The organism is Micromonospora trifolii, from assembly GCF_022229005.1.
Classification (GTDB): Bacteria; Actinomycetota; Actinomycetes; order Mycobacteriales; family Micromonosporaceae; genus Micromonospora; species Micromonospora trifolii.
The window spans coordinates 94475-115913 of sequence record NZ_JAKKFD010000024.1 but is presented as its reverse complement, the minus strand read 5'-3'; the positions used below and the strand labels follow the sequence as shown (position 1 = coordinate 115913).

Sequence of the window (21439 nt, the reverse complement as noted above, 5' to 3'; positions counted from 1 at the left end):
TGTAGGCTTCATCGCCGCAGAACCCACAAAGGCTCTCCGGCCTTCAGGCCGGAAAGGCTGTCGACAGAGTCCTAAGCGCCGACCGGCGCGCCGGGCGTACGAACCAAGAAGTCCACAGGAGGACACCAGTGGCGAAGGCTAAGTTCGAGCGGACTAAGCCGCACGTCAACATCGGCACCATTGGTCACATCGACCACGGTAAGACGACGCTGACGGCGGCCATCACCAAGGTCCTGCACGACCAGTACCCGGACCTGAACCCCTACACGCCGTTCGACGAGATCGACAAGGCGCCGGAGGAGAAGGCCCGCGGCATCACGATCTCGATCGCGCACGTCGAGTACCAGACCGAGTCGCGGCACTACGCGCACGTCGACTGCCCTGGGCACGCCGACTACATCAAGAACATGATCACCGGTGCCGCGCAGATGGACGGCGCGATCCTGGTGGTCGCGGCGACCGACGGCCCGATGCCGCAGACCCGCGAGCACGTGCTGCTGGCCCGTCAGGTCGGTGTGCCGTACATCGTCGTGGCGCTCAACAAGAGCGACATGGTCGATGACGAGGAGCTCCTGGAGCTCGTCGAGCTCGAGGTCCGTGAGCTGCTCTCCTCGCAGGAGTACCCGGGTGACGACCTGCCGGTCGTTCGGGTTTCGGCGCTGAAGGCCCTCGAGGGTGACCCCGAGTGGACCGGCAAGCTGCTGGACCTGATGACCGCTGTCGACACCTCGATCCCGCAGCCGGAGCGCGAGGTTGACAAGCCGTTCCTGATGCCGGTTGAGGACGTCTTCACGATCACCGGTCGTGGCACCGTCGTCACCGGTCGCGTGGAGCGCGGCGTTCTCCTGCCGAACGAGGATGTTGAGCTCGTCGGTATCAAGGAGAAGAGCTTCAAGACCAAGGTCACCGCGATCGAGATGTTCCGGAAGACCCTGGACGACGCCCGCGCAGGCGAGAACGTCGGCCTGCTGCTGCGTGGTACCAAGCGCGACGAGGTCGAGCGCGGCATGGTCGTCGTGAAGCCGGGCTCGAACACCCCGCACACGGAGTTCGAGGCGACGGTCTACATCCTCTCCAAGGAGGAGGGTGGCCGTCACACCCCGTTCTTCCAGAACTACCGCCCGCAGTTCTACTTCCGGACCACTGACGTCACCGGTGTCGTCACCCTCCCCGAGGGCACCGAGATGGTCATGCCGGGTGACAACACGTCCATGTCGGTGAAGCTGATCCAGCCCATCGCCATGGAGGAGAACCTCAAGTTCGCGATCCGCGAGGGTGGCCGCACCGTCGGCGCCGGGTTCGTCACCAAGATTAACAAGTGAACTAGGTAACCCCGATTAGACCCGCCGCCGGTCGTGCGGCATACTAGTCAGGTTGCGTAACGACAGTTCGTCGCCTGTGTTCGGCATTCGCTGAACCTCCGGGTGGCGAGGCAGTCGAGCGTAGGGTGGTTGGCGGCCCAGTCGCCAACCACCCTCGCACGGCGTTCAGGTCGCGGTAATGCGATCGGCGCCTTGACCCCCCGTGCGGTCAGCACCACTCCGGTACCTAGGGGCGGAGCTCGGCCCGAGGGCGCGACACGCCCGACCGCGGGGGTCGGCGAAGTGGGCCTGTGCCAGCCGGTACAGGCGCCCGCAACACAGCGGCATCGAGAGAAGGAACAGAAGCCACCATGGCGGGACAGAAGATCCGCATCCGGCTCAAGGCCTATGACCACGAGGTCGTCGACTCCTCGGCTCGGAAGATCGTCGAGACGGTGACGCGCACCGGGGCGCAGGTCGCGGGCCCGGTGCCGCTGCCCACGGAGATCAACCGTTTCTGCGTTATCCGCTCGCCGCACAAGTACAAGGACTCGCGCGAGCACTTCGAGATGCGCACGCACAAGCGGCTGATCGACATCATCGACCCGACCCCGAAGACGGTCGACTCGCTCATGCGCCTCGACCTGCCGGCTGGCGTCGACATCGAGATCAAGCTGTAGGGACCGGACAAATGGACAGGCAAGTCAAGGGGATCCTGGGCGCCAAGCTCGGCATGACCCAGGTCTGGGAGAACAACCGTGTTGTTCCCGTGACCGTGGTCGAGGCCGGCCCGTGCGTCATCAGCCAGGTTCGTAGCGCCGAGAAGGACGGTTACTCCGCGGTCCAGCTCGCGTACGGCACCATCGACCCGCGCAAGGTCAAGAAGCCGACCAGCGGGCACTACGCCAAGGCGGACGTGGCGCCGCGCCGGCACATCGTCGAGCTGCGCACCACTGACGCTGGGGAATACTCGCTCGGCCAGGAAGTCACTGTCGAGGAGTTCCCGGCCGGCGTCACCATCGACGTCACCGGCAAGACCAAGGGCAAGGGCTACGCCGGCCCGATGAAGCGGCACGGCTTCCACGGCCTGGGCGCCGGGCACGGCGTCGAGCGCAAGCACCGCTCGCCCGGTGCCATCGGCGCCTGCGCCACTCCGGGTCGTGTCTTCAAGGGCACCCGGATGGCCGGCCGTATGGGTGGCGTTCGGTACACCGTGCAGAACCTCACCGTCCAGGCGGTCGACACCGAGAACAACCTGCTGCTCGTCCGGGGTGCCATTCCTGGTCCCAAGGGCGCGCTTGTTCTGGTCCGTACCGCGGCCAAGATCAAGGTGAAGAAGGGCGGTGCGGCCAAGTGACCACCGTTGACGTGCGCACCGTCGAAGGCACCACCAGCAGCTCCGTCGAGCTGCCGGCGGACATCTTCGACGTGCAGGCCAACGTCGCGCTGATGCACCAGGTCGTGGTGGCCCAGCTTGCGGCGGCCCGACAGGGCACGCACAAGACCAAGACCCGCGCCGAGGTCGCTGGTGGCGGCAAGAAGCCGTACAAGCAGAAGGGCACCGGTCGCGCCCGTCAGGGCTCGATCCGCGCGCCGCAGTTCGCCGGCGGTGGCGTCGTGCACGGTCCCGTGCCGCGCGACTACAGCCAGCGGACCCCGAAGAAGATGAAGGCCGCCGCTCTGCGGGGTGCCCTCTCCGACCGGGCCCGCGCCGGGCAGGTGCACGTCGTCGAGGCGTTCGTCTCGGGCGAGAAGCCGTCGACCAAGGCCGCTCTGGCCACGCTGACCAAGCTCACCGAGGCCCGTCGGGTCCTGGTCGTGCTGAGCAGCACCGACGAGCTGAACTGGGTGTCGCTGCGCAACGAGTCGCGGGTGCACCTGATCGAGTCCGGCCAGCTGAACACGTACGACGTGCTGGTGGCCGACGACGTGGTCTTCACCAAGGACGCCCTGGACGAGTTCCTGGGCGTGCCCGCCGAGACCACCGAGGAGGGTGGCAAGTGAGCACGATCGCCGACCCGCGCGACATCATCGTGGCGCCGGTCGTCTCGGAGAAGAGCTACAGCGAGCTGAACCGGAACTGGTACACCTTCCTGGTGCACCCGGACGCGAACAAGACCGAGATCAAGATCGCTATCCAGCAGATCTTCAACGTCCGCGTCCTGACGGTCAACACGCTCAACCGCCAGGGTAAGCGCAAGCGCACCAAGACCGGTTTCGGTCAGCGCAAGGCGACCAAGCGGGCGATCGTGAAGCTGGCTGACGGTGACCGCATCGAGGCCTTCGGCGGCCCGGTCAGCTGAGGGGTGTAGACAATGGCTATCCGTAAGTACAAGCCGACGACGCCGGGCCGACGTGGCTCGAGTGTCGCTGACTTCGCCGAGATCACCCGGTCCACGCCGGAAAAGTCGCTGCTGGCTCCGTTGCCGAAGAAGGGCGGGCGTAACGCCCACGGCCGGATCACCACGCGGCACCACGGTGGCGGTCACAAGCGTCAGTACCGTCTGATCGACTTCAAGCGGGTCGACAAGGACGGCGTGCCGGCGAAGGTCGCTCACATCGAGTACGACCCGAACCGCACTGCGCGCATCGCGCTGCTGCACTACGCCGACGGCGAGAAGCGGTACATCCTCGCGCCGAAGGACATGAAGCAGGGCGACCGCGTCGAGTCCGGTCCGGGCGCCGACATCAAGCCGGGTAACAACCTGCCGCTGCGCAACATCCCGGTCGGTACGACGATCCACAACGTGGAGCTGCGTCCGGGTGGCGGGGCCAAGCTGGCCCGTTCCGCCGGCGTCGGCATCCAGCTGCTCGGCCGCGAGGGCGCGTACGCGACCCTTCGTATGCCGTCCGGCGAGATCCGGCGGGTGGACGTGCGCTGCCGCGCCAGCGTCGGCGAGATCGGCAACGCCGACCAGTCGAACATCAACTGGGGCAAGGCCGGCCGGATGCGGTGGAAGGGCAAGCGCCCGACCGTCCGTGGTGTCGCCATGAACCCGGTCGACCACCCGCACGGTGGTGGTGAGGGTAAGACCTCCGGTGGTCGCCACCCGGTCAACCCGCAGGGTAAGCCCGAGGGCCGCACCCGCCGTAAGGGCCAGCCGAGTGACCGGCTGATCGTCCGCCGCCGCTACGCCACGCGTAAGCGCGGCTGAGGGAGATAAGACATGCCTCGCAGCCTGAAGAAGGGCCCGTTCGTAGACGACCACCTGCTCAAGAAGGTGGAAGTTCAGAACGACAAGGGCTCCAAGAACGTGATCAAGACCTGGTCGCGGCGCTCGACGATCATCCCCGAGATGCTGGGGCACACGATCGCCGTGCATGACGGACGCAAGCACGTCCCGGTGTTCGTGACCGAGGCGATGGTCGGGCACAAGCTCGGCGAGTTCGCGCTGACCCGCACGTTCAAGGGTCACGAGAAGGACGACCGGAAGAGCCGTCGGCGCTGACGCCGCGGGCATACGGATAGAGGGAACAAGGGGTTACAGCGATGCCAGGAAAGGGCGACGCTCCGGTGCTTCCGGGCGCGCGGGCGGTTGCGCGGCACGTGCGCATCTCGCCGATGAAGGCGCGCCGGGTGGTCAACCTCGTCCGCGGCCTGCCCGCGAAGGAGGCGCTCACGGTGCTGCAGTTCGCGCCGCAGGCTGCGAGCGAGCAGGTGTACAAGGTGCTCGCTAGCGCGATCGCCAACGCGGAGAACAACGAGCGGCTGGACCCCGACGCGCTGCTCGTCAGCGAGGCCTTCGTGGACGAGGGCCCGACGATGAAGCGGTTCCAGCCGCGGGCGCAGGGTCGGGCGTACCGAATCCGCAAGCGCACCTGCCACATCACTGTGGCGGTCGAAGCGGTCGCGCCGGCAGCGCCGAGGAAGGCCGCGGCGAAGAAGGCCGCCCCGGCCACGGAGGCCGCACCGGCCGAAGCGCAGAGCAAGACGGAGGACGCCGAGTAATGGGTCAGAAGGTTCACCCCACTGGGTTCCGGCTCGGCATCTCGACCGACTGGAAGTCCCGCTGGTTCGCGGACAAGCTCTACAAGGACTACATCGGCGAGGATGTCAAGATCCGCCGCATGATGTCCAAGGGCCTCGAGCGTGCCGGGATTTCCAAGGTCGACATCGAGCGCACCCGCGACCGGGTTCGGGTCGACATCCACACCGCCCGGCCGGGCATCGTCATCGGCCGTAAGGGTGCGGAGGCCGACCGGATCCGCGGCGAGCTTGAGAAGCTCACCGGCAAGCAGGTTCAGCTGAACATCATCGAGGTGAAGAACCCCGAGTCGGACGCTCAGCTGGTCGCGCAGGGCGTGGCCGAGCAGTTGTCCAGCCGGGTCAGCTTCCGTCGGGCGATGCGCAAGGCCATGCAGTCGGCGATGAAGAACCCGGTCTGCAAGGGCATCCGGGTTCAGGTCTCGGGTCGCCTCGGCGGCGCCGAGATGAGCCGGACCGAGTTCTACCGTGAGGGCCGGGTTCCGCTGCACACGCTGCGGGCCAACATCGAGTACGGCTTCTTCGAGGCCCGTACGACGTTCGGTCGGATCGGTGTGAAGGTCTGGATCTACAAGGGCGACGCCGTCCCGGGCCGGGAGGCTCCGGCCGAGGCCGGTCCGTCCCGCCCGCGTCGTGGTGAGCGCGGCGACCGTCCCGAGCGTCCGCGCCGTGGCCGGTCGGGTTCGTCCGGCACCACGGCTGGTGGCACCGAGGCCGGTCGGGCTGCTGCGACCACCATCGCGCAGCAGGCCGAGACGCCGAGCGGCGAGCCGGTCGACAGCGCAGCTGTCGCCGCCACTGCTGCTCCGGCAGAAACGCAGCAGGAGGGCTGACAGATGCTGATGCCGCGCAAGCCCCCGAAGGGCTTCCGCAAGCCGCACCACCCGGACCGCAGTGGCGCGTCCAAGGGTGGTAACCGGGTGGTGTTCGGCGAGTTCGGGATCCAGGCTCTCGAGCCGGCGTACGTGACGAACCGGCAGATCGAGTCGGCACGTATCGCGATGACTCGCCACATCAAGCGTGGTGGCAAGGTCTGGATCACGATCTTCCCGGACCAGGCCCTCACCAAGAAGCCTGCCGAGACCCGGATGGGTTCCGGTAAGGGTTCGCCCGAGTGGTGGGTCGCCAACGTCAAGCCGGGGCGGGTTCTCTTCGAGATGTCCTTCCCCAACGAGCAGACCGCGCGAGAGGCTATGCGTCGCGCGATCCACAAGCTCCCGATGAAGTGCCGCATTGTTACGCGCGAAGTGGGTGAATCCTGATGGCAGCGGGCGTTAAGGCGACCGAGCTGCGTGAGCTCTCCGAAGAGGAGCTGGTCACGAAGCTGCGGGAGGCCAAGGCGGAGCTGTTCAACCTCCGCGTGCAGGCCGCAACCGGGCAGCTGGACAACAACCGGCGGTTGCAGGTCATCCGTCGGGAGATTGCCCGGATCTACACGATCATGCGTGAGCGTGAGCTGGGGCTCTCGGCCGCGCCGACTGAGGTGACTGCATCATGACCGAAGAGACCGCCACCGCCGCCGCGCGGTCGCGCCGCAAGGTCCGCGAGGGCCTGGTGATCAGCGACAAGATGGACAAGACCGTCGTGGTCGAGGTCGAGGACCGGGTTCGGCACGCGTTGTACGGCAAGATCATGCGCCGTACGGCCAAGCTGAAGGTGCACGACGAGCAGAACGCCGCTGGCACCGGTGACCGGGTTCTCATCATGGAGACCCGGCCGCTGAGCGCCACCAAGCGTTGGCGGATCGTGGAGATCCTGGAAAAGGCCAAGTAGCGAAGGCTCGAGCTCGCCCGGCGTTGCGTCGGGCGTTGGTTCCGCCAGGCTCCGGCCGCTACGGCGGCCGGAGAACCGGCAGACATAGGAGATAGACGTGATTCAGCAGGAGTCGCGACTGCGCGTCGCCGACAACACGGGTGCTCGGGAGATCCTGTGCATCCGGGTTCTCGGTGGCTCGGGTCGGCGCTACGCGAGTATCGGCGACGTCATCGTGGCCACGGTCAAGGACGCCATCCCGGGTGCCGGTGTGAAGAAGGGCGACGTCGTCAAGGCTGTCGTCGTTCGCACGGCCAAGGAGAGGCGGCGTCCGGACGGCTCGTACATCCGCTTCGACGAGAACGCCGCCGTCATCATCAAGGACGGCGGGGACCCGCGTGGAACCCGTATCTTCGGCCCGGTGGGCCGGGAGCTGCGGGACAAGCGGTTCATGAAGATTATTTCCCTCGCGCCGGAGGTGTTGTGACCGTGAAGGTCAAGAAGGGCGACACGGTCGTCGTCATCGCCGGCAAGGACAAGGGTGCCAAGGGCAAGGTCATTCAGGCCTACCCGCGGCAGGACAAGGTCCTTGTCGAGGGCGTGAACCGGGTCAAGAAGCACACCCGCATCAGCACCACCCAGCGTGGCGCCAAGACCGGCGGCATCGTCACTCAGGAGGCCCCGATCCACGTCTCGAACGTGCAGGTCCTGGACTCCGACGGCAAGCCGACCCGCGTCGGTTACCGGATCGACGACAACGGCCAGAAGGTCCGCATCGCGCGTAGCACCGGTAAGGACCTGTGATGACCACGGCTACCGAAAAGACCCTGCCGCGCCTCAAGGAGCGGTACCGCAACGAGATCGTGGCCCAGCTGCGTGAGCAGCGCAGCTACGGCAACCCCATGCAGGTGCCGCGGCTGGTCAAGATCGTCGTCAACATGGGTGTCGGCGAGGCTGCTCGCGACGCCAAGCTGATCGACGGCGCGGTCCGCGACCTCGCCACGATCACCGGCCAGAAGCCGCAGGTGCGGCGGGCGACCAAGTCCATCGCGCAGTTCAAGCTGCGCGAGGGCATGCCGATCGGCGCGAAGGTGACCCTTCGCGGCGACCGGATGTGGGAGTTCATGGACCGGCTGCTCTCCATCGCGCTTCCGCGTATCCGCGACTTCCGCGGTCTGGACGGGCGCAAGCTGGACGGGCACGGCAACTACACGTTCGGTCTGACCGAGCAGTCGGTGTTCCACGAGATCGACCAGGACCGGATCGATCGCCAGCGGGGCATGGACATCACGGTGGTCACGACCGCCACGACCGACGACGAGGGCCGGGCGCTGCTCAAGCTCCTGGGCTTCCCGTTCAAGGAGAACTGAGATGGCCAAGAAGGCGCTGATCATCAAGGCGGCCGCGAAGCCGAAGTTCTCGGTTCGCGCGTACACCCGCTGCCAGCGGTGCGGGCGTCCGAAGGCGGTCTACCGCAAGTTCGGGCTCTGCCGGGTCTGCATCCGGGAGATGGCTCACCGCGGTGAGCTGCCGGGCGTGTCCAAGGCTTCCTGGTAAGGGCGACCGCGTCCCGGCCGTCGGCCGGGAACTCCTGCACCGATTAGGTATTGCTCTTCGCCGTAGGCCCGGGGCTGATGCCCCGGGAACCCCGGCGAGAAAGGCTGACGAAATCCATGACGATGACCGACCCGATCGCAGACATGCTCACGCGTCTGCGTAACGCCAACCAGGCGTACCACGATCAGGTGAAGATGCCCTACTCCAAGATCAAGGCGAACATCGCCGAGGTCCTGAAGGCCGAGGGTTACATCGCCACCTGGTCGGTCGAGGAGCCCGAGGAGGGCGCCGTCGGCAAGCGACTGGTCGTCGAGCTGAAGTACGGCCAGAACCGCGAGCGGAGCCTGGCCGGCATCAAGCGCGTGTCCAAGCCCGGTCTCCGGGTGTACGCCAAGTCGGACGGGCTCCCGCGGGTGCTCGGTGGGCTGGGCGTGGCGATCATTTCGACGTCCCAGGGGCTGCTGACCGACCGGCAGGCCCGCAAGCGGAGTGTTGGCGGGGAAGTCCTCGCCTTCGTCTGGTAACGGGAGACAGGTAGAAATGTCGCGAATTGGACGTAAGTCGATCCCGGTGCCAGCCGGCGTCGACATCACGATCGACGGGCAGACCGTCAAGGTCAAGGGCCCCAAGGGCCAGCTCCAGCACACCCTCGCCGAGCCGATCACGGTCGAGCGGGCCGAGGATGGGCAGCTGAGCGTCAACCGGCCGAACGACGAGCGCAAGGCCAAGGAACTCCACGGCCTGAGCCGTACGCTGGTTGCCAACATGATCGTCGGGGTCACCGAGGGCTACCGCAAGAGCCTGGAGATCGCCGGCACCGGTTACCGGGTCACCGCCAAGGGTTCGGACCTCGAGTTCGCACTCGGGTTCTCGCACCCGGTGGTCGTCCCCGCCCCGGCGGGCATCACCTTCACGGTGGAGCGGCCGACCCTGTTCCACGTGGCTGGCATCGACAAGCAGCAGGTCGGTGAGGTCGCCGCCAACATCCGGAAGATCCGCCCGCCGGAGCCCTACAAGGGCAAGGGCGTCAAGTACCAGGGCGAGGTCATCCGCCGCAAGGCCGGAAAGGCAGGTAAGAAGTGAGCGCCACGCTGCTCAAGCGCCGCCGCGGTGTCGCCGCCAAGCGCGCCGTTGGGCGTGCGCGTCGACACTTCCGCGTCCGCAAGAACGTCAGCGGTACGGCCGAGCGTCCGCGCCTGGTCGTCACCCGTTCGCTGCGGCACATGGTCGCCCAGGTCGTCGACGACACCAAGGGTCACACCCTGGCGTCGGCGTCGACCCTGGACGCCTCGCTGCGCGGTGCGGAGGGCGACAAGAGCGCCCTGGCTGGCAAGGTGGGCGCGCTGCTCGCCGAGCGGGCCAAGGCCGCCGGCGTCTCCAAGGTCGTCTTCGACCGCGGCGGCAACCGGTACGCGGGGCGAGTCGCCGCGCTTGCCGACGCCGCCCGCGAAGCCGGGCTCGAGTTCTAACAACCCCGTCACGAGAGAGAAGGAAGGCTGCTGATGCCAGGTCAACAGCGCCGTGGCGGCGGGTCCGGTGGCAACGAGGGTGGTCGCCGCGACAACCGCCGTGAGGGCGGCCGCGGAAACGCGCCCGTCGAGAAGACCCCGCACCTTGAGCGGGTCGTCGCGATCAACCGCGTCGCCAAGGTCGTGAAGGGTGGTCGTCGCTTCAGCTTCACCGCCCTCGTGATCGTGGGCGACGGCGACGGCACGGTCGGCGTGGGCTACGGAAAGGCCAAGGAGGTGCCCGCGGCCATCGCCAAGGGTGTCGAGGAGGCCAAGAAGCACTTCTTCAAGGTTCCGCGGATCGGTCAGTCGATCCCGCACCCGGTGACGGGTGAGGACGCCGCTGGTGTGGTGCTGCTCAAGCCGGCCTCGGCCGGTACGGGTGTCATCGCCGGTGGACCGGTGCGTGCCGTGCTGGAGTGCGCTGGGATCCACGACGTGCTCTCCAAGAGCCTCGGTTCGTCGAACCCGATCAACATCGTGCACGCCACCGTGGCGGCCCTGAAGGGGCTTGAGTCCCCCGAGCAGGTCGCGGCGCGTCGTGGTCTGCCGGTGGAGGACGTCGCGCCGGCCGCCATGCTGGCGTCGCGTGCGGGGGTGGCGCGCTGATGGCACGCCTGAAGGTCACCCAGCTCCGGTCCGGTATCGGGACCAAGCACAACCAGCGTGAGTCGCTGCGTTCGCTCGGTCTCAAGCGGATCAACGACGTGGTGGTCAAGGAGGACCGGCCCGAGATCCGCGGCATGATCTTCACTGTGAGCCACCTCGTGAAGGTCGAGGAGGTCGAGTAATGACGATCAAGGTGCATCACCTGCGCCCGGCGCCCGGTTCCAAGACCGCGAAGACCCGTGTGGGTCGCGGTGAGGGTTCCAAGGGCAAGACCGCTGGTCGCGGTACCAAGGGCTCCAAGGCCCGCAAGAACATCTCGGCGGCGTTCGAGGGTGGGCAGATGCCCATCCACATGCGCCTGCCAAAGATGAAGGGCTTCAAGAACAAGTTCAAGGTGGTCTTCCAGGTGGTCAACCTGGACCGACTCGCTGAGCTGTTCCCGAATGGTGGTCAGGTCGGCCCGCTGGAGCTCGTTGAGTCCGGCGCGGTCCGCAAGGGTCACCCGGTCAAGGTCCTCGGCACCGGGGACCTCGGCGGTGTGGCGCTCCAGGTGTCCGCGCACGCGTTCAGTGCGTCGGCCAAGGAGAAGATCGCTGCCGCCGGTGGCTCCGTCACCGAGCTGTAAGGCGTACGACCATGGCGCCCGTCCAGTTGAGAGCAACTGGCGGGCGCCATGGTCTGCCTGGGGCCTGAGCGCCCGGTAACATCGGAATCGATTTATGTAGTCGGGCGCATCTGCCCGGACCGGGGTGAGGCTGTTAGAGTCCCATCCCAGCCATGGATTGCGGGCACTCGCCCGTGATCCACCCCGACCCGCCAGGGATCACCGGCGGCCCGCCTCGCGCAGGAGGAAGAAGTTGCTGTCCGCCTTTCTCAGTGCGTTCCGTACGCCTGACCTGCGCAAGAAGCTGCTGTTCACAGTAGGCATCATCGCGGTCTACCGGCTGGGTGCAACGCTCCCCAGCCCGGGCGTCTCGTACGGCAACGTGCAGAAGTGCCTCGACACCATCCAGGGTGACACCACCGGGGTGGTGAACCTTCTCAACCTCTTCTCCGGCGGAGCGCTGCTACAGCTCTCGGTCTTCGCGCTGGGCATCATGCCCTACATCACCGCGTCGATCATCCTGCAGCTGCTGACCGTCGTGATCCCCCGCCTGGAGCAGCTCCGCAAGGAGGGCCAGGCAGGTCAGGCGAAGATCACCCAGTACACGCGCTACCTGACCCTCGGTCTCGGTGTGCTGCAGGCCTCGGCGTTCGTGGCGCTGGCCCGCTCGGGTCAGCTGTTCCAGAACAAGTGCGACCAGTTCCCGATCATCCCCACCGGCACCGGCATCCCGGACTGGCTGACCCTGACCATCCTGGTGATGACGATGACCGCCGGCACCGGCATGGTCATGTGGCTCGGTGAGCTGATCACCGACCGCGGCGTCGGCAACGGCATGTCCGTCCTGATCTTCACCTCGATCGCGGCGCGGCTGCCCAGCGAGGGCTGGCAGATCAAGACCAGCAAGGGCTGGGACATGTTCGCCCTGGTCATCGCGCTGGTCCTGGTGGTCATCACCGCTGTCACCTTCATCGAGCAGGCGCAGCGCCGGATCCCGGTGCAGTACGCCAAGCGGATGATCGGCCGGCGGATGTACGGCGGCACCTCGACCTACATCCCGCTCAAGGTCAACCAGGCGGGTGTGATCCCGGTCATCTTCGGCTCGTCGCTGCTCTACCTGCCGCAGTTGGCGCTGCAGTTCTTCGACCAGACCGACCCGGGCAAGACCCAGTCGTGGATCCAGAACAACCTGGTCAACCCGAGCAGCCCGATCTACATCGCGGTCTACTTCCTGCTGATCATCTTCTTCACGTACTTCTACGTCTCGATCACGTTCAACCCGACCGAGGTCGCGGACAACATGAAGAAGTACGGCGGGTTCGTGCCGGGCATCCGCCCGGGCAAGCCGACCGCCGACTACCTGGACTTCATCCTCAGCCGGATCACCCTGCCGGGCGCGCTCTACCTCGGCGTCATCTCGATCCTGCCGAACTTCTTCTTCATCTGGCTGGACAACCAGCAGTACCAGAACTTCCCGTTCGGCGGCACCGCTGTGCTCATCATGGTCGGCGTCGGTCTGGAGACCGTGAAGCAGATCGAGAGCCAACTCATGCAGCGGAACTACGAAGGGTTCCTGCGGTAGATGAGACTCGTTCTGGTTGGCCCGCCGGGCGCGGGCAAGGGCACGCAGGCCGAGTTCATCGCCGCGCACCTCTCGGTGCCGAAGATTTCGACCGGAGACATCTTCCGGTCGAACGTCACCCAGGGCACGCCGCTCGGTGTCGAGGCGAAGCGGTACATGGACGCGGGCGAGCTGGTTCCGGACGAGGTCACCATCAACATGGTCCGGGACCGGCTGGCCGAGCCCGACGCCAGCGAGGGTTTCCTGCTCGACGGCTTCCCGCGGACCACTCCGCAGGCGGCCGCTCTGGACAAGCTCCTGGCCGATCTGGGCACCGCCCTGGATCTGGTCCTGGAGCTGGTCGTCGACGACGACGAGGTGATCCGGCGGCTCTCCGGCAGGCGTACCTGCCGGGGCTGCGGCAAGATCTGGCACGTCGAGTTCGACGCCACCACCCGGCCCGGCATCTGTGACCGGTGCGGCGCCGAGCTGTTCCAGCGCGACGACGACAAGCCGGAGACGATCGCCACGCGGCTTCGTGAGTACAGCGAGAAGACCGCACCCCTGGTCGACTACTACGGCGCCCAGGGCAAGCTGGTCGGGATCGACGCCACCGGGCCGGTGGAGGACGTCACCACCCGGGCCATCGACGCGTTGCGGTCGTACGGCGGCTGAGGTCCGGCCGGGCCACGGCGGATAGAGTGCGAACAGCGGGGTACGCGTTATGTGCCCCGCTGTTCGGCAACGAAAGGTAACCGCTCCATGCGTCGTCCCCAGCTGGACATCCAGCTGAAGACCCCTGACCAGATCGAGAAGATGCGGGCCGCCGGGCTGGTGGTGGCCGAGGCCCTGCGCCGGATGCGGGAGGCTGTCGCCCCCGGTGTGAGCACCGCCGATCTGGACGCCATCGCCGAGTCGACCATCCGCGAGGCGGGTGGCGTTCCGTCGTTCAAGGGCTACCACGGTTTCCCGGCGTCGATCTGCTCCTCAGTCAACGAGCAGATCGTGCACGCCATCCCGTCGCCGAAGCAGGTTCTCCAGGCCGGTGACCTGATCTCCATCGACTGCGGCGCGGTGCTGGACGGCTGGCACGGCGACTCCGCGATCACGGTCGGCGTCGGTGACGTCGACCCGGCACTGCTGAAGATGGCCGAGGTCGCCGAGGACGCGATGTGGGCCGGCATCGCCGCCGCGGCGCGTGGCGCGGCCAGCGGCAAGGGTCGACTGACCGACATCTCGCACGCGGTGGAGACCGCTGTCCGCAAGGGCGGCCGGTACGGCATCGTCGACGGCTACGGCGGGCACGGCATCGGCACCGAGATGCACCAGGACCCGCACGTGCTCAACCACGGTCGGCCGGGCAAGGGTCCGCGACTGGTTCCCGGAATGGCCCTGGCCATCGAGCCGATGATCACCATGGCGTCCCCGCGTAGTGTCGAGTTGGCCGACGGGTGGACGGTCGTCACCCGGGACGGCTCGGTGGCCGCGCACGTCGAGCACTCGATGGCGCTGCTGCCCGACGGCGTCTGGGTGCTCACCGCGTTCGACGGTGGCCGCGCCCGCCTGGGCGACCTGGTAACCGCCCGCCAACCCGCAGCCACGAAGACCCCGTAACCCCCCGGGCCCTCCGCTGATCATGAAGTTATTGCTCTGACACGCCGGCGAGGCGGGCAACAACTTCATGATCGACCGGTGGTCGGGGGTGGGGCGGGAGTGGCGCGACGGTGGCATGCTTGCCGGCATGGACGGGCGCGACGGGATGCGAGCCGCGGACTCGGACCGTGCGGCGGTGGCCGACCGGTTGCGGGTCGCCCTCGACGAGGGTCGACTGGATCTGCACGAGTACGACGAGCGGTTGCAGCGGGCCTACGCGGCACGCACGTACGCCGACCTTGAGGCCCTACTCACGGACCTGCCGCCGGTGACCCCAGCGCAGCGGTCGGGCCTGGCGCCGGCCGCCGGGTCGACGGTGAGCCAGTTGGGCGACCAGCTTGGTCCGGCCCCCACCGGGGGCGTCACCGCCCGCTGGCTGGCTGATGTGTGGTTCCCGTACCTGCGGGTGATCGCCATCGTGGTGACCATCTGGGCGGTGACGTCGCTGCTCACTCAGGACCTGCTCTACTTCTGGCCGGCCTGGGTGGCGGGGCCGTGGGGCGCGGTGCTGATGGTCCGCACGGTCACCGGGCTGGCCGGGAAGGAGCCCCAGCGCCAGGCCGTCAAGCGCCAACGCCGCCGAGAGCGCAAGCAGGCAAAGCGCGACAGCAAAACGGACGACCAACCCCCAACCCCCTGATCCGCTCCACCCCCACCCGGCCCGTTGATCATGAAGATGTTGCCGCCCGTTCCGGCGTGTCGTGACAACAACTTCATGATCAACAGGGCTGGCGGTGGGGTCGGATGGGGCGGCGCGCGGGTTGGTGGGTGGTCGGTTTGGCGGGGGACCGCAGGCCGGCGTACACTTTCAGATCGGCGCACAGCGTCCACTCCGGCATGCCCACCCTGCGCTTCGGTGGGAGCTGGAGCCGCGGCTGGCGCGGGCTTCTGATTCTGATCAGATTTCCGTGTAAGACGTTGTGGGCCGCCCGGAGCAATCGACGTCAGGACAGCGGAGGACATGCCGAAAAAAGACGGAGCCATTGAGATCGAGGGTCGGGTCATCGAGCCCCTGCCGAACGCCATGTTCCGGGTGGAGCTCGCGAACGGCCACAAGGTGTTGGCTCACATCAGCGGCAAGATGCGGCAGCACTACATCCGCATCCTTCCGGAGGACCGGGTCGTCGTCGAACTTTCGCCGTACGACCTGACCCGCGGGCGCATCGTCTACCGCTACAAGTAGTCCTGACGGCGGCCGGGAAGTCCCGTGTCCGTCTTCGACGTCCGGTGTCACGCAGAGCGCGTCCCCGGGCCAGATGGGAAGTAAGGCAACCGTGAAGGTCAAGCCGAGCGTCAAGAGGATCTGCCAGAAGTGCCGGGTTATCCGCCGGCACGGCCGGGTCATGGTCATCTGCAGCGACCCGCGCCACAAGCAGCGCCAGGGCTGACTCAGCCCGTCCGGCCGTAACACCGGCCGGGTGGCGTTGGTCCAGGCGGATCCCCAGCGACACACAAATCACACATGCTCGTCCCAGCCGCGAGCGGTACGCCAGTCGTACCTCTGCGTGGCTGACCCCCGGTCGGAGGCCGGGGCCCGCTCGGGCAGCGACCGATCCCGGTCGCCGGCGCTCACCGCGTCGGAAAGACGGGACGGCCGGTAGCGGGGTGGGACGGGTCCACACCTCCGCCACACATCACGAGGAGTACGCCCGCACATGGCACGTCTAGTCGGCGTGGATCTCCCCCGCGAAAAGCGGTTGGAGATCGCGCTCACCTACATCTTCGGGGTCGGTCGCACCCGCGCCCTGGAGACACTCGCCGCTACCGGCATCTCGCCGGACAAGCGCGCTCGGGACCTCACGGACGAGGAGCTCGTGCAGCTCCGCGACCACATCGAGGGCAACTACAAGGTTGAAGGCGACCTGCGCCGCGAGGTCGCCGCTGACATCCGCCGCAAGGTTGAGATCGGCTGCTACGCCGGCATCCGGCACCGCCGGGGCCTGCCCGTGCGTGGCCAGCGGACCAAGACCAACGCCCGGACCCGCAAGGGCCCGAAGCGGACCGTCGCCGGCAAGAAGAAGCCCGGCAAGAAGTAGTTCTTGACCGGATGACGGGGTCGGCCGCCGCTGAGGTGGGTCAGGCCGCAACCCGATCCGGAAAGTCAACTAGGAGCGCACAGACTTATGCCACCGAAGGCTCGTGCCGGAGCCGCTGTAAAGAAGGTCCGGCGCAAGGAACGCAAAAACGTCGCCCACGGGCAGGCGCACATCAAGAGCACGTTCAACAACACCATCGTGTCCATCACGGACCCGACCGGTGCGGTCATCTCCTGGGCCTCCGCTGGCCAGGTGGGCTTCAAGGGCTCCCGCAAGTCGACTCCGTTCGCTGCGCAGCTGGCCGCCGAGGCTGCCGCGCGTCGCGCCATGGAGCACGGCATGCGCAAGGTCGACGTGTTCGTCAAGGGCCCCGGCTCCGGCCGGGAAACCGCCATCCGTTCGCTGCAGGCCGTGGGCCTCGAGGTCGGCCAGATCGCCGACGTCACCCCGCAGCCGCACAACGGGTGCCGTCCGCCGAAGCGTCGCCGGGTCTGAGAGGTAGAGAGAGATGGCTCGTTACACCGGTGCAGACTGCCGCCGTTGCCGGCGGGAGAAGATGAAGCTGTTCCTCAAGGGCAGCAAGTGCGATGGTCCGAAGTGCCCGTTCGAGTCCCGGCCGTTCCCGCCCGGGCAGCACGGCCGCGGCCGCACCAAGGAGACGGAGTACCTGCTCCAGCTCCGTGAGAAGCAGAAGGCCCGTCGGGTTTACGGCGTGCTGGAGAAGCAGTTCCGCGGTTACTACGAGGAAGCCGTTGGCAAGCAGGCGAAGACCGGTGAGGTCCTCCTGCAGATCCTCGAGTCGCGGCTGGACAACGTCGTTTACCGGGCCGGCTACGCCCACTCGCGGGACATGGCCCGCCAGCTGGTCAAGCACGGTCACTTCACGGTGAACGGCAAGAAGGTCGACATCCCGTCGTACCGCGTCAAGGAGCACGACATCATCGAGGTTCGGGGCAAGAGCAAGGAGCTCACCCCGTTCATCGTCGCGCAGGCTCAGGCCGGCTCGAGGACGGTTCCGGCGTGGCTTGAGGCCATCCCGAGCCAGATGAAGGTGCTCGTGCACTCCCTCCCGGCCCGGCAGGTCATCGACACGCAGGTCCAGGAGCAGTTGATCGTCGAGCTCTACTCCAAGTAGTCCGAGCTCGTTCGGTGGCCCGCCCTTCGGGGCGGGCCACCGGAACAGTTTGTGTCGTGGGCGTCAAATAGCGGGCGCCCCGGAAGAGAAGAGAAAAGATGCTCATCAGCCAGCGACCCTCCCTCTCCGAGGAGTCGATCAACGAGACCCGGTCCCGGTTCGCCATCGAGCCGCTGGAGCCGGGCTTCGGCTACACCCTGGGTAACTCGCTGCGGCGCACGCTGCTGTCGTCGATCCCGGGCGCGGCCGTCACCTCGATCAAGATCGACGGTGTGCTGCACGAGTTCACCACGATCCCCGGTGTCAAGGAGGACGTGGTCGAGCTCGTCATGAACATCAAGGAGCTGTGCGTCAGCTCCGAGCACGACGAGCCGGTCAGCATGTACCTGCGTAAGCAGGGCCCGGGCGACGTGACCGCGGGCGACATCCAGCCCCCGGCCGGCGTCTCGGTGCACAACCCGGATCTCAAGCTCGCCACCCTGAACGGCAAGGGCCGGCTCGACATGGAGCTGACCGTCGAGCGGGGCCGGGGCTACGTGACGGCGGCGCAGAACAAGCAGTCCGGCGCCGAGATCGGCCGGATCCCGGTCGACTCGATCTACTCGCCGGTGCTGAAGGTGACCTACCGCGTCGAGGCGACCCGTGTCGAGCAGCGCACCGACTTCGACCGGCTGATCATCGACGTCGAGACCAAGCCGTCGATGGGTCCGCGTACCGCGCTGGCCTCCGCTGGTTCGACGCTGGTTGAGCTGTTCGGGCTTGCCCGGGAGCTGGACGAGACCGCCGAGGGCATCGACATCGGGCCGTCCCCGCAGGACGCCCAGCTGGCGGCGGACCTCGCTCTGCCGATCGAGGAGCTGGACCTCACCGTCCGCTCCTACAACTGCCTCAAGCGCGAGGGCATCAACTCCGTTGGTGAGCTCATCGGGCGTACCGAGGCCGACCTCCTCGACATTCGCAACTTCGGTCAGAAGTCGATCGACGAGGTCAAGATGAAGCTCGCCGGGATGGGTCTCGGGCTGAAGGACTCGGCTCCGAACTTCGACCCGGCGCACGTCGTGGACACCTTCGGCGAGGCCGACTACGACACCGACGACTACCGCGAGACCGAGCAGCTCTAGTCCGCGCTGCCGCCACAACTGAGGAGCACCAAAAATGCCCACGCCCACCAAGGGCCCCCGCCTCGGCGGCAGCCCCTCGCACGAGCGGCTGATGCTGGCCAACCTGGCGACCGCGCTGTTCCAGCACGGGAAGATCCAGACCACCGAGACGAAGGCCCGGCGGCTGCGCCCGCTGGCCGAGCAGCTCATCACCAAGGCCAAGCGCGGTGACCTCGCCTCGCGGCGTCGGGTGCTGGGTGTCGTCAAGGACAAGGACGTGGTCTACGCCCTGTTCGACCAGATCGCGCCCCGGTACTCCAACCGCCCCGGCGGTTACACCCGGATCGTGAAGACCGGTCCGCGCAAGGGTGACAACGCGCCGATGGCCATCATCGAGCTGGTGGAGGAGCTTCAGGTCGCCGAGCCGAAGGCGAACAAGAAGACCGCCGCCCGCAAGGCCGCGCAGCAGGACAAGGTCGAGGCGCTCGCCCCGGCCGACGAGGCCCCGAAGTCGGCTCCGGCCGACCAGGACTCCGAGGCGCCGGTGTCGGCGTCCGGTGACACCGACGCCGCCCGCGAGGACAGCGACGAGGCCACCGAGAACAAGGCCTGATCAAGGGCATTGTCGGGCCCGGCACCCCATCGGGGGTGTCGGGCCCGACCCGTAACAGGAGGTACGAGGTGGACGAGCGGATCCGGCTGCGGCTGGACGTCTCGTACGACGGCACCGACTTCTCCGGCTGGGCGGCCCAGCCGACCAGGCGCACCGTCGCGGGGGTGCTCGTCGAGACAGTGGACCTGGTCCTCGGCGCCGGTACGGCCACCGGGCTGACAGTGGCCGGGCGCACCGACGCGGGCGTGCACGCCACGGGGCAGGTGTGCCACCTCGACCTGCCCGTGGACGTGTGGCGGCAGCACGAGGGACGGCTGCTGCGTCGCCTGGCCCGGCTGCTCCCCACCGACGTGCGGGTACGGGCGATGACCGAGGTGCCGGCCGACTTCGACGCCCGGTTCTCGGCCACCTTCCGGCGCTACGAGTACCGGGTCACCGACGCGCCCTTCGGTGCCGAGCCGCTGCGCCGTCACGAGGTGCTGGCCTGGCCGAAACCGTTGGACCTGGCGGCGCTGAACGCCGCCGCGTACGGGCTGGTGGGGGAGCACGACTTCGCCGCGTACTGCCGGCGCAAGGAGCACGCGACAACGCTGCGCGAGGTGACCCGGCTGGACTGGCGTCGCGACCCGGACGGCATCCTGGTGGCCACCGTGCAGGCCGACGCGTTCTGCCAGGCGATGGTGCGCAGCCTGGTGGGGGCCATGCTGGTGGCCGGGGACGGGCGCCGCCCGGTGGAGTGGCCGGGCACTCTGCTCACTCAGCGGGAGCGGTCCAGCGAGGTGACAGTTGCCCCCGCGCGCGGGTTGACCCTGGTAGCGGTCGGCTACCCGGCGGATCCGGCCGAGTACGCCCACCGCGCCACCCTCACCCGCCGGCTGCGGGTCCCGGTCGAGGGCTGACCGCCCGCGGGGTCAGTTGCCCGGCAGGTCACCCTGGTTGGCGTTGCTGCCGGTCGGTGCCGCCGTCGGTTGCGCGGCGGTGCCACCGTCGGCCCGGCTCTGCAGCACGCCACGGCTGAGGTGCAGCTCGATCATGTCGAACAGGATCTCGCGGACCTTGGCGTCACCCGCCTTGACCGCCGCGCCGTCCTTGCGAACCACCAGCGCGTACGCCAGATAGTGGCCACGAACCTGCCAGCCGACGCGTGCGGGGGCGCTGGCCAGGACATCGGTGCCGTCGCCCTCGTCGGCGGTGAGGCCACGGAAACGGCCCTGCCGCTCGTCGAGCAGTTGCCGGAGCCGGTCTCGGGCTCGTTCCGCGCTGACCTTGTCGGTCAGGTTGAACAGACCGGCGGTGACCAGGTGGCTGCCGTCGGGCGTGCTCAGCGTGGCCCGGACGACCTGGTTGCAGCCGAGCCGGACCAGCAGGTCGGCGACCTCGTCGGTGGCGGCGACGGCGCAACTGCCGCTGGACTGTGTCTTGAGCACCTGGTAGCTCGGCTGGCCGTCGGTGAGCTTCAACTCCTTGCCGGCGAAGAGTTCCTTGGCGGTGAGCGGGGCCTGGTCGGTGTCCCGGGAGTCCAGGGCCAGCCGTTCCGCCGGTGCCGAGGTCGGGGCGGCGTTCGGCTGGTACGTCGGGTTGCTCTGCGGCTGCTCGTTGCGGTTGGTGAGCAGCGCGGAGGCGCCGAGGCCGCAGAGGGCGAGCAGCACCAGGACGGCTGCGCCGCCGATCAGCACCTGCCACAGTCGGCCGCCGCCGCGCCGGCTGGGCGGCTCCACCGGCGTCGACGAGGTGTAGATCTGGCTGCGCGGCGGGGCGGGCGGGATGTCGGCGCGAGTCGAGAGTGGCTGCGGCGCATCGGTGCGGGCGGCCGGCCCGAGCTGCTGCACGTCGGCGCGAGCCTGCGCGGGCTGCGACGAGGCCAGCGAGAGCTGGTTCGGCCGGGGCAGCGACGGCGTGGGGAAGCGCGACGGAGAGGGCCCCGCCGGCGGGGGCGGACCGGCGGCGAGCACCGACAGGTCGGACCCGGGCTCCGGGTACTCCTCGAAAGCGTCCTCATCGGACTGGTACCGATACACCATGTCG

At 67.9% G+C, this 21439-nt stretch carries 35 protein-coding genes; 34 read left to right on the top strand and 1 reads right to left on the bottom strand.

Going from position 1 to position 21439, the window contains the following annotated elements; genetic code table 11:
• Nucleotides 1-128: 128 nt before the first annotated feature.
• From tuf to truA, 34 genes are all read left to right on the top strand, one after another.
• A complete protein-coding gene (gene tuf / locus NIE79_RS16985) occupies nucleotides 129-1322 on the top strand; it encodes an elongation factor Tu (protein WP_030489585.1) in 1194 nt (397 codons plus the stop codon).
• A 350-nt stretch (nucleotides 1323-1672) separates the two neighbouring features.
• A complete protein-coding gene (gene rpsJ, locus NIE79_RS16980; RefSeq protein WP_007073037.1) occupies nucleotides 1673-1981 on the top strand; it encodes a 30S ribosomal protein S10 in 309 nt (102 codons plus the stop codon).
• 11 nt (nucleotides 1982-1992) lie between these two features.
• The gene (rplC, locus tag NIE79_RS16975) at nucleotides 1993-2658 is read left to right on the top strand and encodes a 50S ribosomal protein L3 (protein ID WP_238679503.1); all 666 of its coding nucleotides are present in this window, start codon (nucleotides 1993-1995) and stop codon (nucleotides 2656-2658) included.
• Complete coding sequence (rplD, locus tag NIE79_RS16970) at nucleotides 2655-3305, top strand: 50S ribosomal protein L4 (RefSeq protein WP_238679502.1); 651 nt, start codon at nucleotides 2655-2657, stop codon at nucleotides 3303-3305. Before rplC ends, rplD begins: the two co-directional genes overlap by 4 nt.
• Complete coding sequence (gene rplW, locus NIE79_RS16965; RefSeq protein WP_007465304.1) at nucleotides 3302-3604, top strand: 50S ribosomal protein L23; 303 nt, start codon at nucleotides 3302-3304, stop codon at nucleotides 3602-3604. Before rplD ends, rplW begins: the two co-directional genes overlap by 4 nt.
• A 12-nt stretch (nucleotides 3605-3616) precedes the next feature.
• On the top strand, nucleotides 3617-4456 hold the full coding sequence (gene rplB, locus NIE79_RS16960) for a 50S ribosomal protein L2 (RefSeq protein ID WP_053653944.1): 840 nt from the start codon (nucleotides 3617-3619) through the stop codon (nucleotides 4454-4456).
• Between the two features lie 12 nt (nucleotides 4457-4468).
• Nucleotides 4469-4750 carry a 30S ribosomal protein S19 gene (gene rpsS / locus NIE79_RS16955; protein WP_007465299.1) on the top strand — a complete coding sequence of 94 codons (282 nt, stop codon included), beginning with the start codon at nucleotides 4469-4471 and terminating at the stop codon, nucleotides 4748-4750.
• 41 nt (nucleotides 4751-4791) lie between these two features.
• Nucleotides 4792-5250, top strand: a complete 459-nt coding sequence (gene rplV, locus NIE79_RS16950; RefSeq protein ID WP_007465297.1) for a 50S ribosomal protein L22 — start codon at nucleotides 4792-4794, stop codon at nucleotides 5248-5250.
• Nucleotides 5250-6119, top strand: a complete 870-nt coding sequence (rpsC, locus tag NIE79_RS16945; RefSeq protein ID WP_091402401.1) for a 30S ribosomal protein S3 — start codon at nucleotides 5250-5252, stop codon at nucleotides 6117-6119. Before rplV ends, rpsC begins: the two co-directional genes overlap by 1 nt.
• Before the next feature lie 3 nt (nucleotides 6120-6122).
• Complete coding sequence (gene rplP, locus NIE79_RS16940; protein WP_053653940.1) at nucleotides 6123-6548, top strand: 50S ribosomal protein L16; 426 nt, start codon at nucleotides 6123-6125, stop codon at nucleotides 6546-6548.
• Complete coding sequence (rpmC, locus tag NIE79_RS16935) at nucleotides 6548-6784, top strand: 50S ribosomal protein L29 (RefSeq protein ID WP_007465283.1); 237 nt, start codon at nucleotides 6548-6550, stop codon at nucleotides 6782-6784. Before rplP ends, rpmC begins: the two co-directional genes overlap by 1 nt.
• Complete coding sequence (gene rpsQ / locus NIE79_RS16930; protein WP_030489590.1) at nucleotides 6781-7059, top strand: 30S ribosomal protein S17; 279 nt, start codon at nucleotides 6781-6783, stop codon at nucleotides 7057-7059. The genes rpmC and rpsQ overlap by 4 nt, the downstream gene beginning before the upstream one ends.
• 97 nt (nucleotides 7060-7156) lie before the next feature.
• Nucleotides 7157-7525, top strand: coding sequence for a 50S ribosomal protein L14 (gene rplN / locus NIE79_RS16925; RefSeq protein WP_007465279.1), 369 nt, complete (start codon nucleotides 7157-7159; stop codon nucleotides 7523-7525).
• On the top strand, nucleotides 7522-7842 hold the full coding sequence (rplX, locus tag NIE79_RS16920) for a 50S ribosomal protein L24 (RefSeq protein WP_172899047.1): 321 nt from the start codon (nucleotides 7522-7524) through the stop codon (nucleotides 7840-7842). The genes rplN and rplX overlap by 4 nt, the downstream gene beginning before the upstream one ends.
• Nucleotides 7842-8408 carry a 50S ribosomal protein L5 gene (gene rplE / locus NIE79_RS16915; protein ID WP_091402385.1) on the top strand — a complete coding sequence of 189 codons (567 nt, stop codon included), beginning with the start codon at nucleotides 7842-7844 and terminating at the stop codon, nucleotides 8406-8408. The genes rplX and rplE overlap by 1 nt, the downstream gene beginning before the upstream one ends.
• 1 nt (nucleotide 8409) lies before the next feature.
• Nucleotides 8410-8595, top strand: coding sequence for a type Z 30S ribosomal protein S14 (locus NIE79_RS16910; protein ID WP_007465272.1), 186 nt, complete (start codon nucleotides 8410-8412; stop codon nucleotides 8593-8595).
• 116 nt (nucleotides 8596-8711) lie between these two features.
• Entirely contained in the window at nucleotides 8712-9119 is a 408-nt protein-coding gene (gene rpsH, locus NIE79_RS16905) for a 30S ribosomal protein S8 (protein ID WP_007465270.1), read from the top strand.
• 16 nt (nucleotides 9120-9135) lie between these two features.
• A complete protein-coding gene (gene rplF, locus NIE79_RS16900; RefSeq protein ID WP_091402383.1) occupies nucleotides 9136-9678 on the top strand; it encodes a 50S ribosomal protein L6 in 543 nt (180 codons plus the stop codon).
• Nucleotides 9675-10064 carry a 50S ribosomal protein L18 gene (rplR, locus tag NIE79_RS16895; RefSeq protein WP_091402381.1) on the top strand — a complete coding sequence of 130 codons (390 nt, stop codon included), beginning with the start codon at nucleotides 9675-9677 and terminating at the stop codon, nucleotides 10062-10064. Before rplF ends, rplR begins: the two co-directional genes overlap by 4 nt.
• A 33-nt stretch (nucleotides 10065-10097) precedes the next feature.
• Nucleotides 10098-10712 (top strand): 30S ribosomal protein S5, encoded by a 615-nt coding sequence (rpsE, locus tag NIE79_RS16890; RefSeq protein WP_007465263.1) that lies wholly within the window; start codon nucleotides 10098-10100, stop codon nucleotides 10710-10712.
• Complete coding sequence (gene rpmD, locus NIE79_RS16885) at nucleotides 10712-10894, top strand: 50S ribosomal protein L30 (protein WP_007465262.1); 183 nt, start codon at nucleotides 10712-10714, stop codon at nucleotides 10892-10894. Before rpsE ends, rpmD begins: the two co-directional genes overlap by 1 nt.
• Nucleotides 10894-11337, top strand: coding sequence for a 50S ribosomal protein L15 (gene rplO / locus NIE79_RS16880; RefSeq protein ID WP_030329906.1), 444 nt, complete (start codon nucleotides 10894-10896; stop codon nucleotides 11335-11337). Before rpmD ends, rplO begins: the two co-directional genes overlap by 1 nt.
• A gap of 232 nt (nucleotides 11338-11569) precedes the next feature.
• Nucleotides 11570-12898 (top strand): preprotein translocase subunit SecY, encoded by a 1329-nt coding sequence (gene secY, locus NIE79_RS16875; protein ID WP_112676865.1) that lies wholly within the window; start codon nucleotides 11570-11572, stop codon nucleotides 12896-12898.
• Nucleotides 12899-13552, top strand: a complete 654-nt coding sequence (locus tag NIE79_RS16870; RefSeq protein ID WP_088950228.1) for an adenylate kinase — start codon at nucleotides 12899-12901, stop codon at nucleotides 13550-13552.
• An 87-nt stretch (nucleotides 13553-13639) separates the two neighbouring features.
• Complete coding sequence (gene map, locus NIE79_RS16865; RefSeq protein WP_238679501.1) at nucleotides 13640-14491, top strand: type I methionyl aminopeptidase; 852 nt, start codon at nucleotides 13640-13642, stop codon at nucleotides 14489-14491.
• A gap of 145 nt (nucleotides 14492-14636) precedes the next feature.
• Nucleotides 14637-15170 carry a DUF1707 SHOCT-like domain-containing protein gene (locus NIE79_RS16860; RefSeq protein WP_372471609.1) on the top strand — a complete coding sequence of 178 codons (534 nt, stop codon included), beginning with the start codon at nucleotides 14637-14639 and terminating at the stop codon, nucleotides 15168-15170.
• Between the two features lie 321 nt (nucleotides 15171-15491).
• Nucleotides 15492-15713, top strand: coding sequence for a translation initiation factor IF-1 (infA, locus tag NIE79_RS16855; protein ID WP_007073013.1), 222 nt, complete (start codon nucleotides 15492-15494; stop codon nucleotides 15711-15713).
• Nucleotides 15714-15804: 91 nt separating this feature from the next.
• Nucleotides 15805-15918 (top strand): 50S ribosomal protein L36, encoded by a 114-nt coding sequence (gene rpmJ, locus NIE79_RS16850; RefSeq protein WP_088952025.1) that lies wholly within the window; start codon nucleotides 15805-15807, stop codon nucleotides 15916-15918.
• 267 nt (nucleotides 15919-16185) lie between these two features.
• Nucleotides 16186-16566 carry a 30S ribosomal protein S13 gene (gene rpsM / locus NIE79_RS16845; protein WP_030329917.1) on the top strand — a complete coding sequence of 127 codons (381 nt, stop codon included), beginning with the start codon at nucleotides 16186-16188 and terminating at the stop codon, nucleotides 16564-16566.
• Between the two features lie 87 nt (nucleotides 16567-16653).
• The gene (gene rpsK, locus NIE79_RS16840; protein ID WP_030329919.1) at nucleotides 16654-17061 is read left to right on the top strand and encodes a 30S ribosomal protein S11; all 408 of its coding nucleotides are present in this window, start codon (nucleotides 16654-16656) and stop codon (nucleotides 17059-17061) included.
• Nucleotides 17062-17074: 13 nt separating this feature from the next.
• A complete protein-coding gene (rpsD, locus tag NIE79_RS16835; protein ID WP_238679500.1) occupies nucleotides 17075-17701 on the top strand; it encodes a 30S ribosomal protein S4 in 627 nt (208 codons plus the stop codon).
• A 98-nt stretch (nucleotides 17702-17799) separates the two neighbouring features.
• Nucleotides 17800-18822, top strand: a complete 1023-nt coding sequence (locus tag NIE79_RS16830) for a DNA-directed RNA polymerase subunit alpha (RefSeq protein WP_007465227.1) — start codon at nucleotides 17800-17802, stop codon at nucleotides 18820-18822.
• Between the two features lie 34 nt (nucleotides 18823-18856).
• Entirely contained in the window at nucleotides 18857-19414 is a 558-nt protein-coding gene (gene rplQ, locus NIE79_RS16825; protein ID WP_091402374.1) for a 50S ribosomal protein L17, read from the top strand.
• 68 nt (nucleotides 19415-19482) lie between these two features.
• A complete protein-coding gene (gene truA / locus NIE79_RS16820) occupies nucleotides 19483-20313 on the top strand; it encodes a tRNA pseudouridine(38-40) synthase TruA (protein ID WP_238679499.1) in 831 nt (276 codons plus the stop codon).
• Nucleotides 20314-20325: 12 nt separating this feature from the next.
• Here the strand turns inward: truA and NIE79_RS16815 are convergent, their stop codons facing one another.
• A complete protein-coding gene (locus tag NIE79_RS16815; RefSeq protein ID WP_238679498.1) occupies nucleotides 20326-21435 on the bottom strand; it encodes a hypothetical protein in 1110 nt (369 codons plus the stop codon).
• Nucleotides 21436-21439 lie beyond the last annotated feature (4 nt).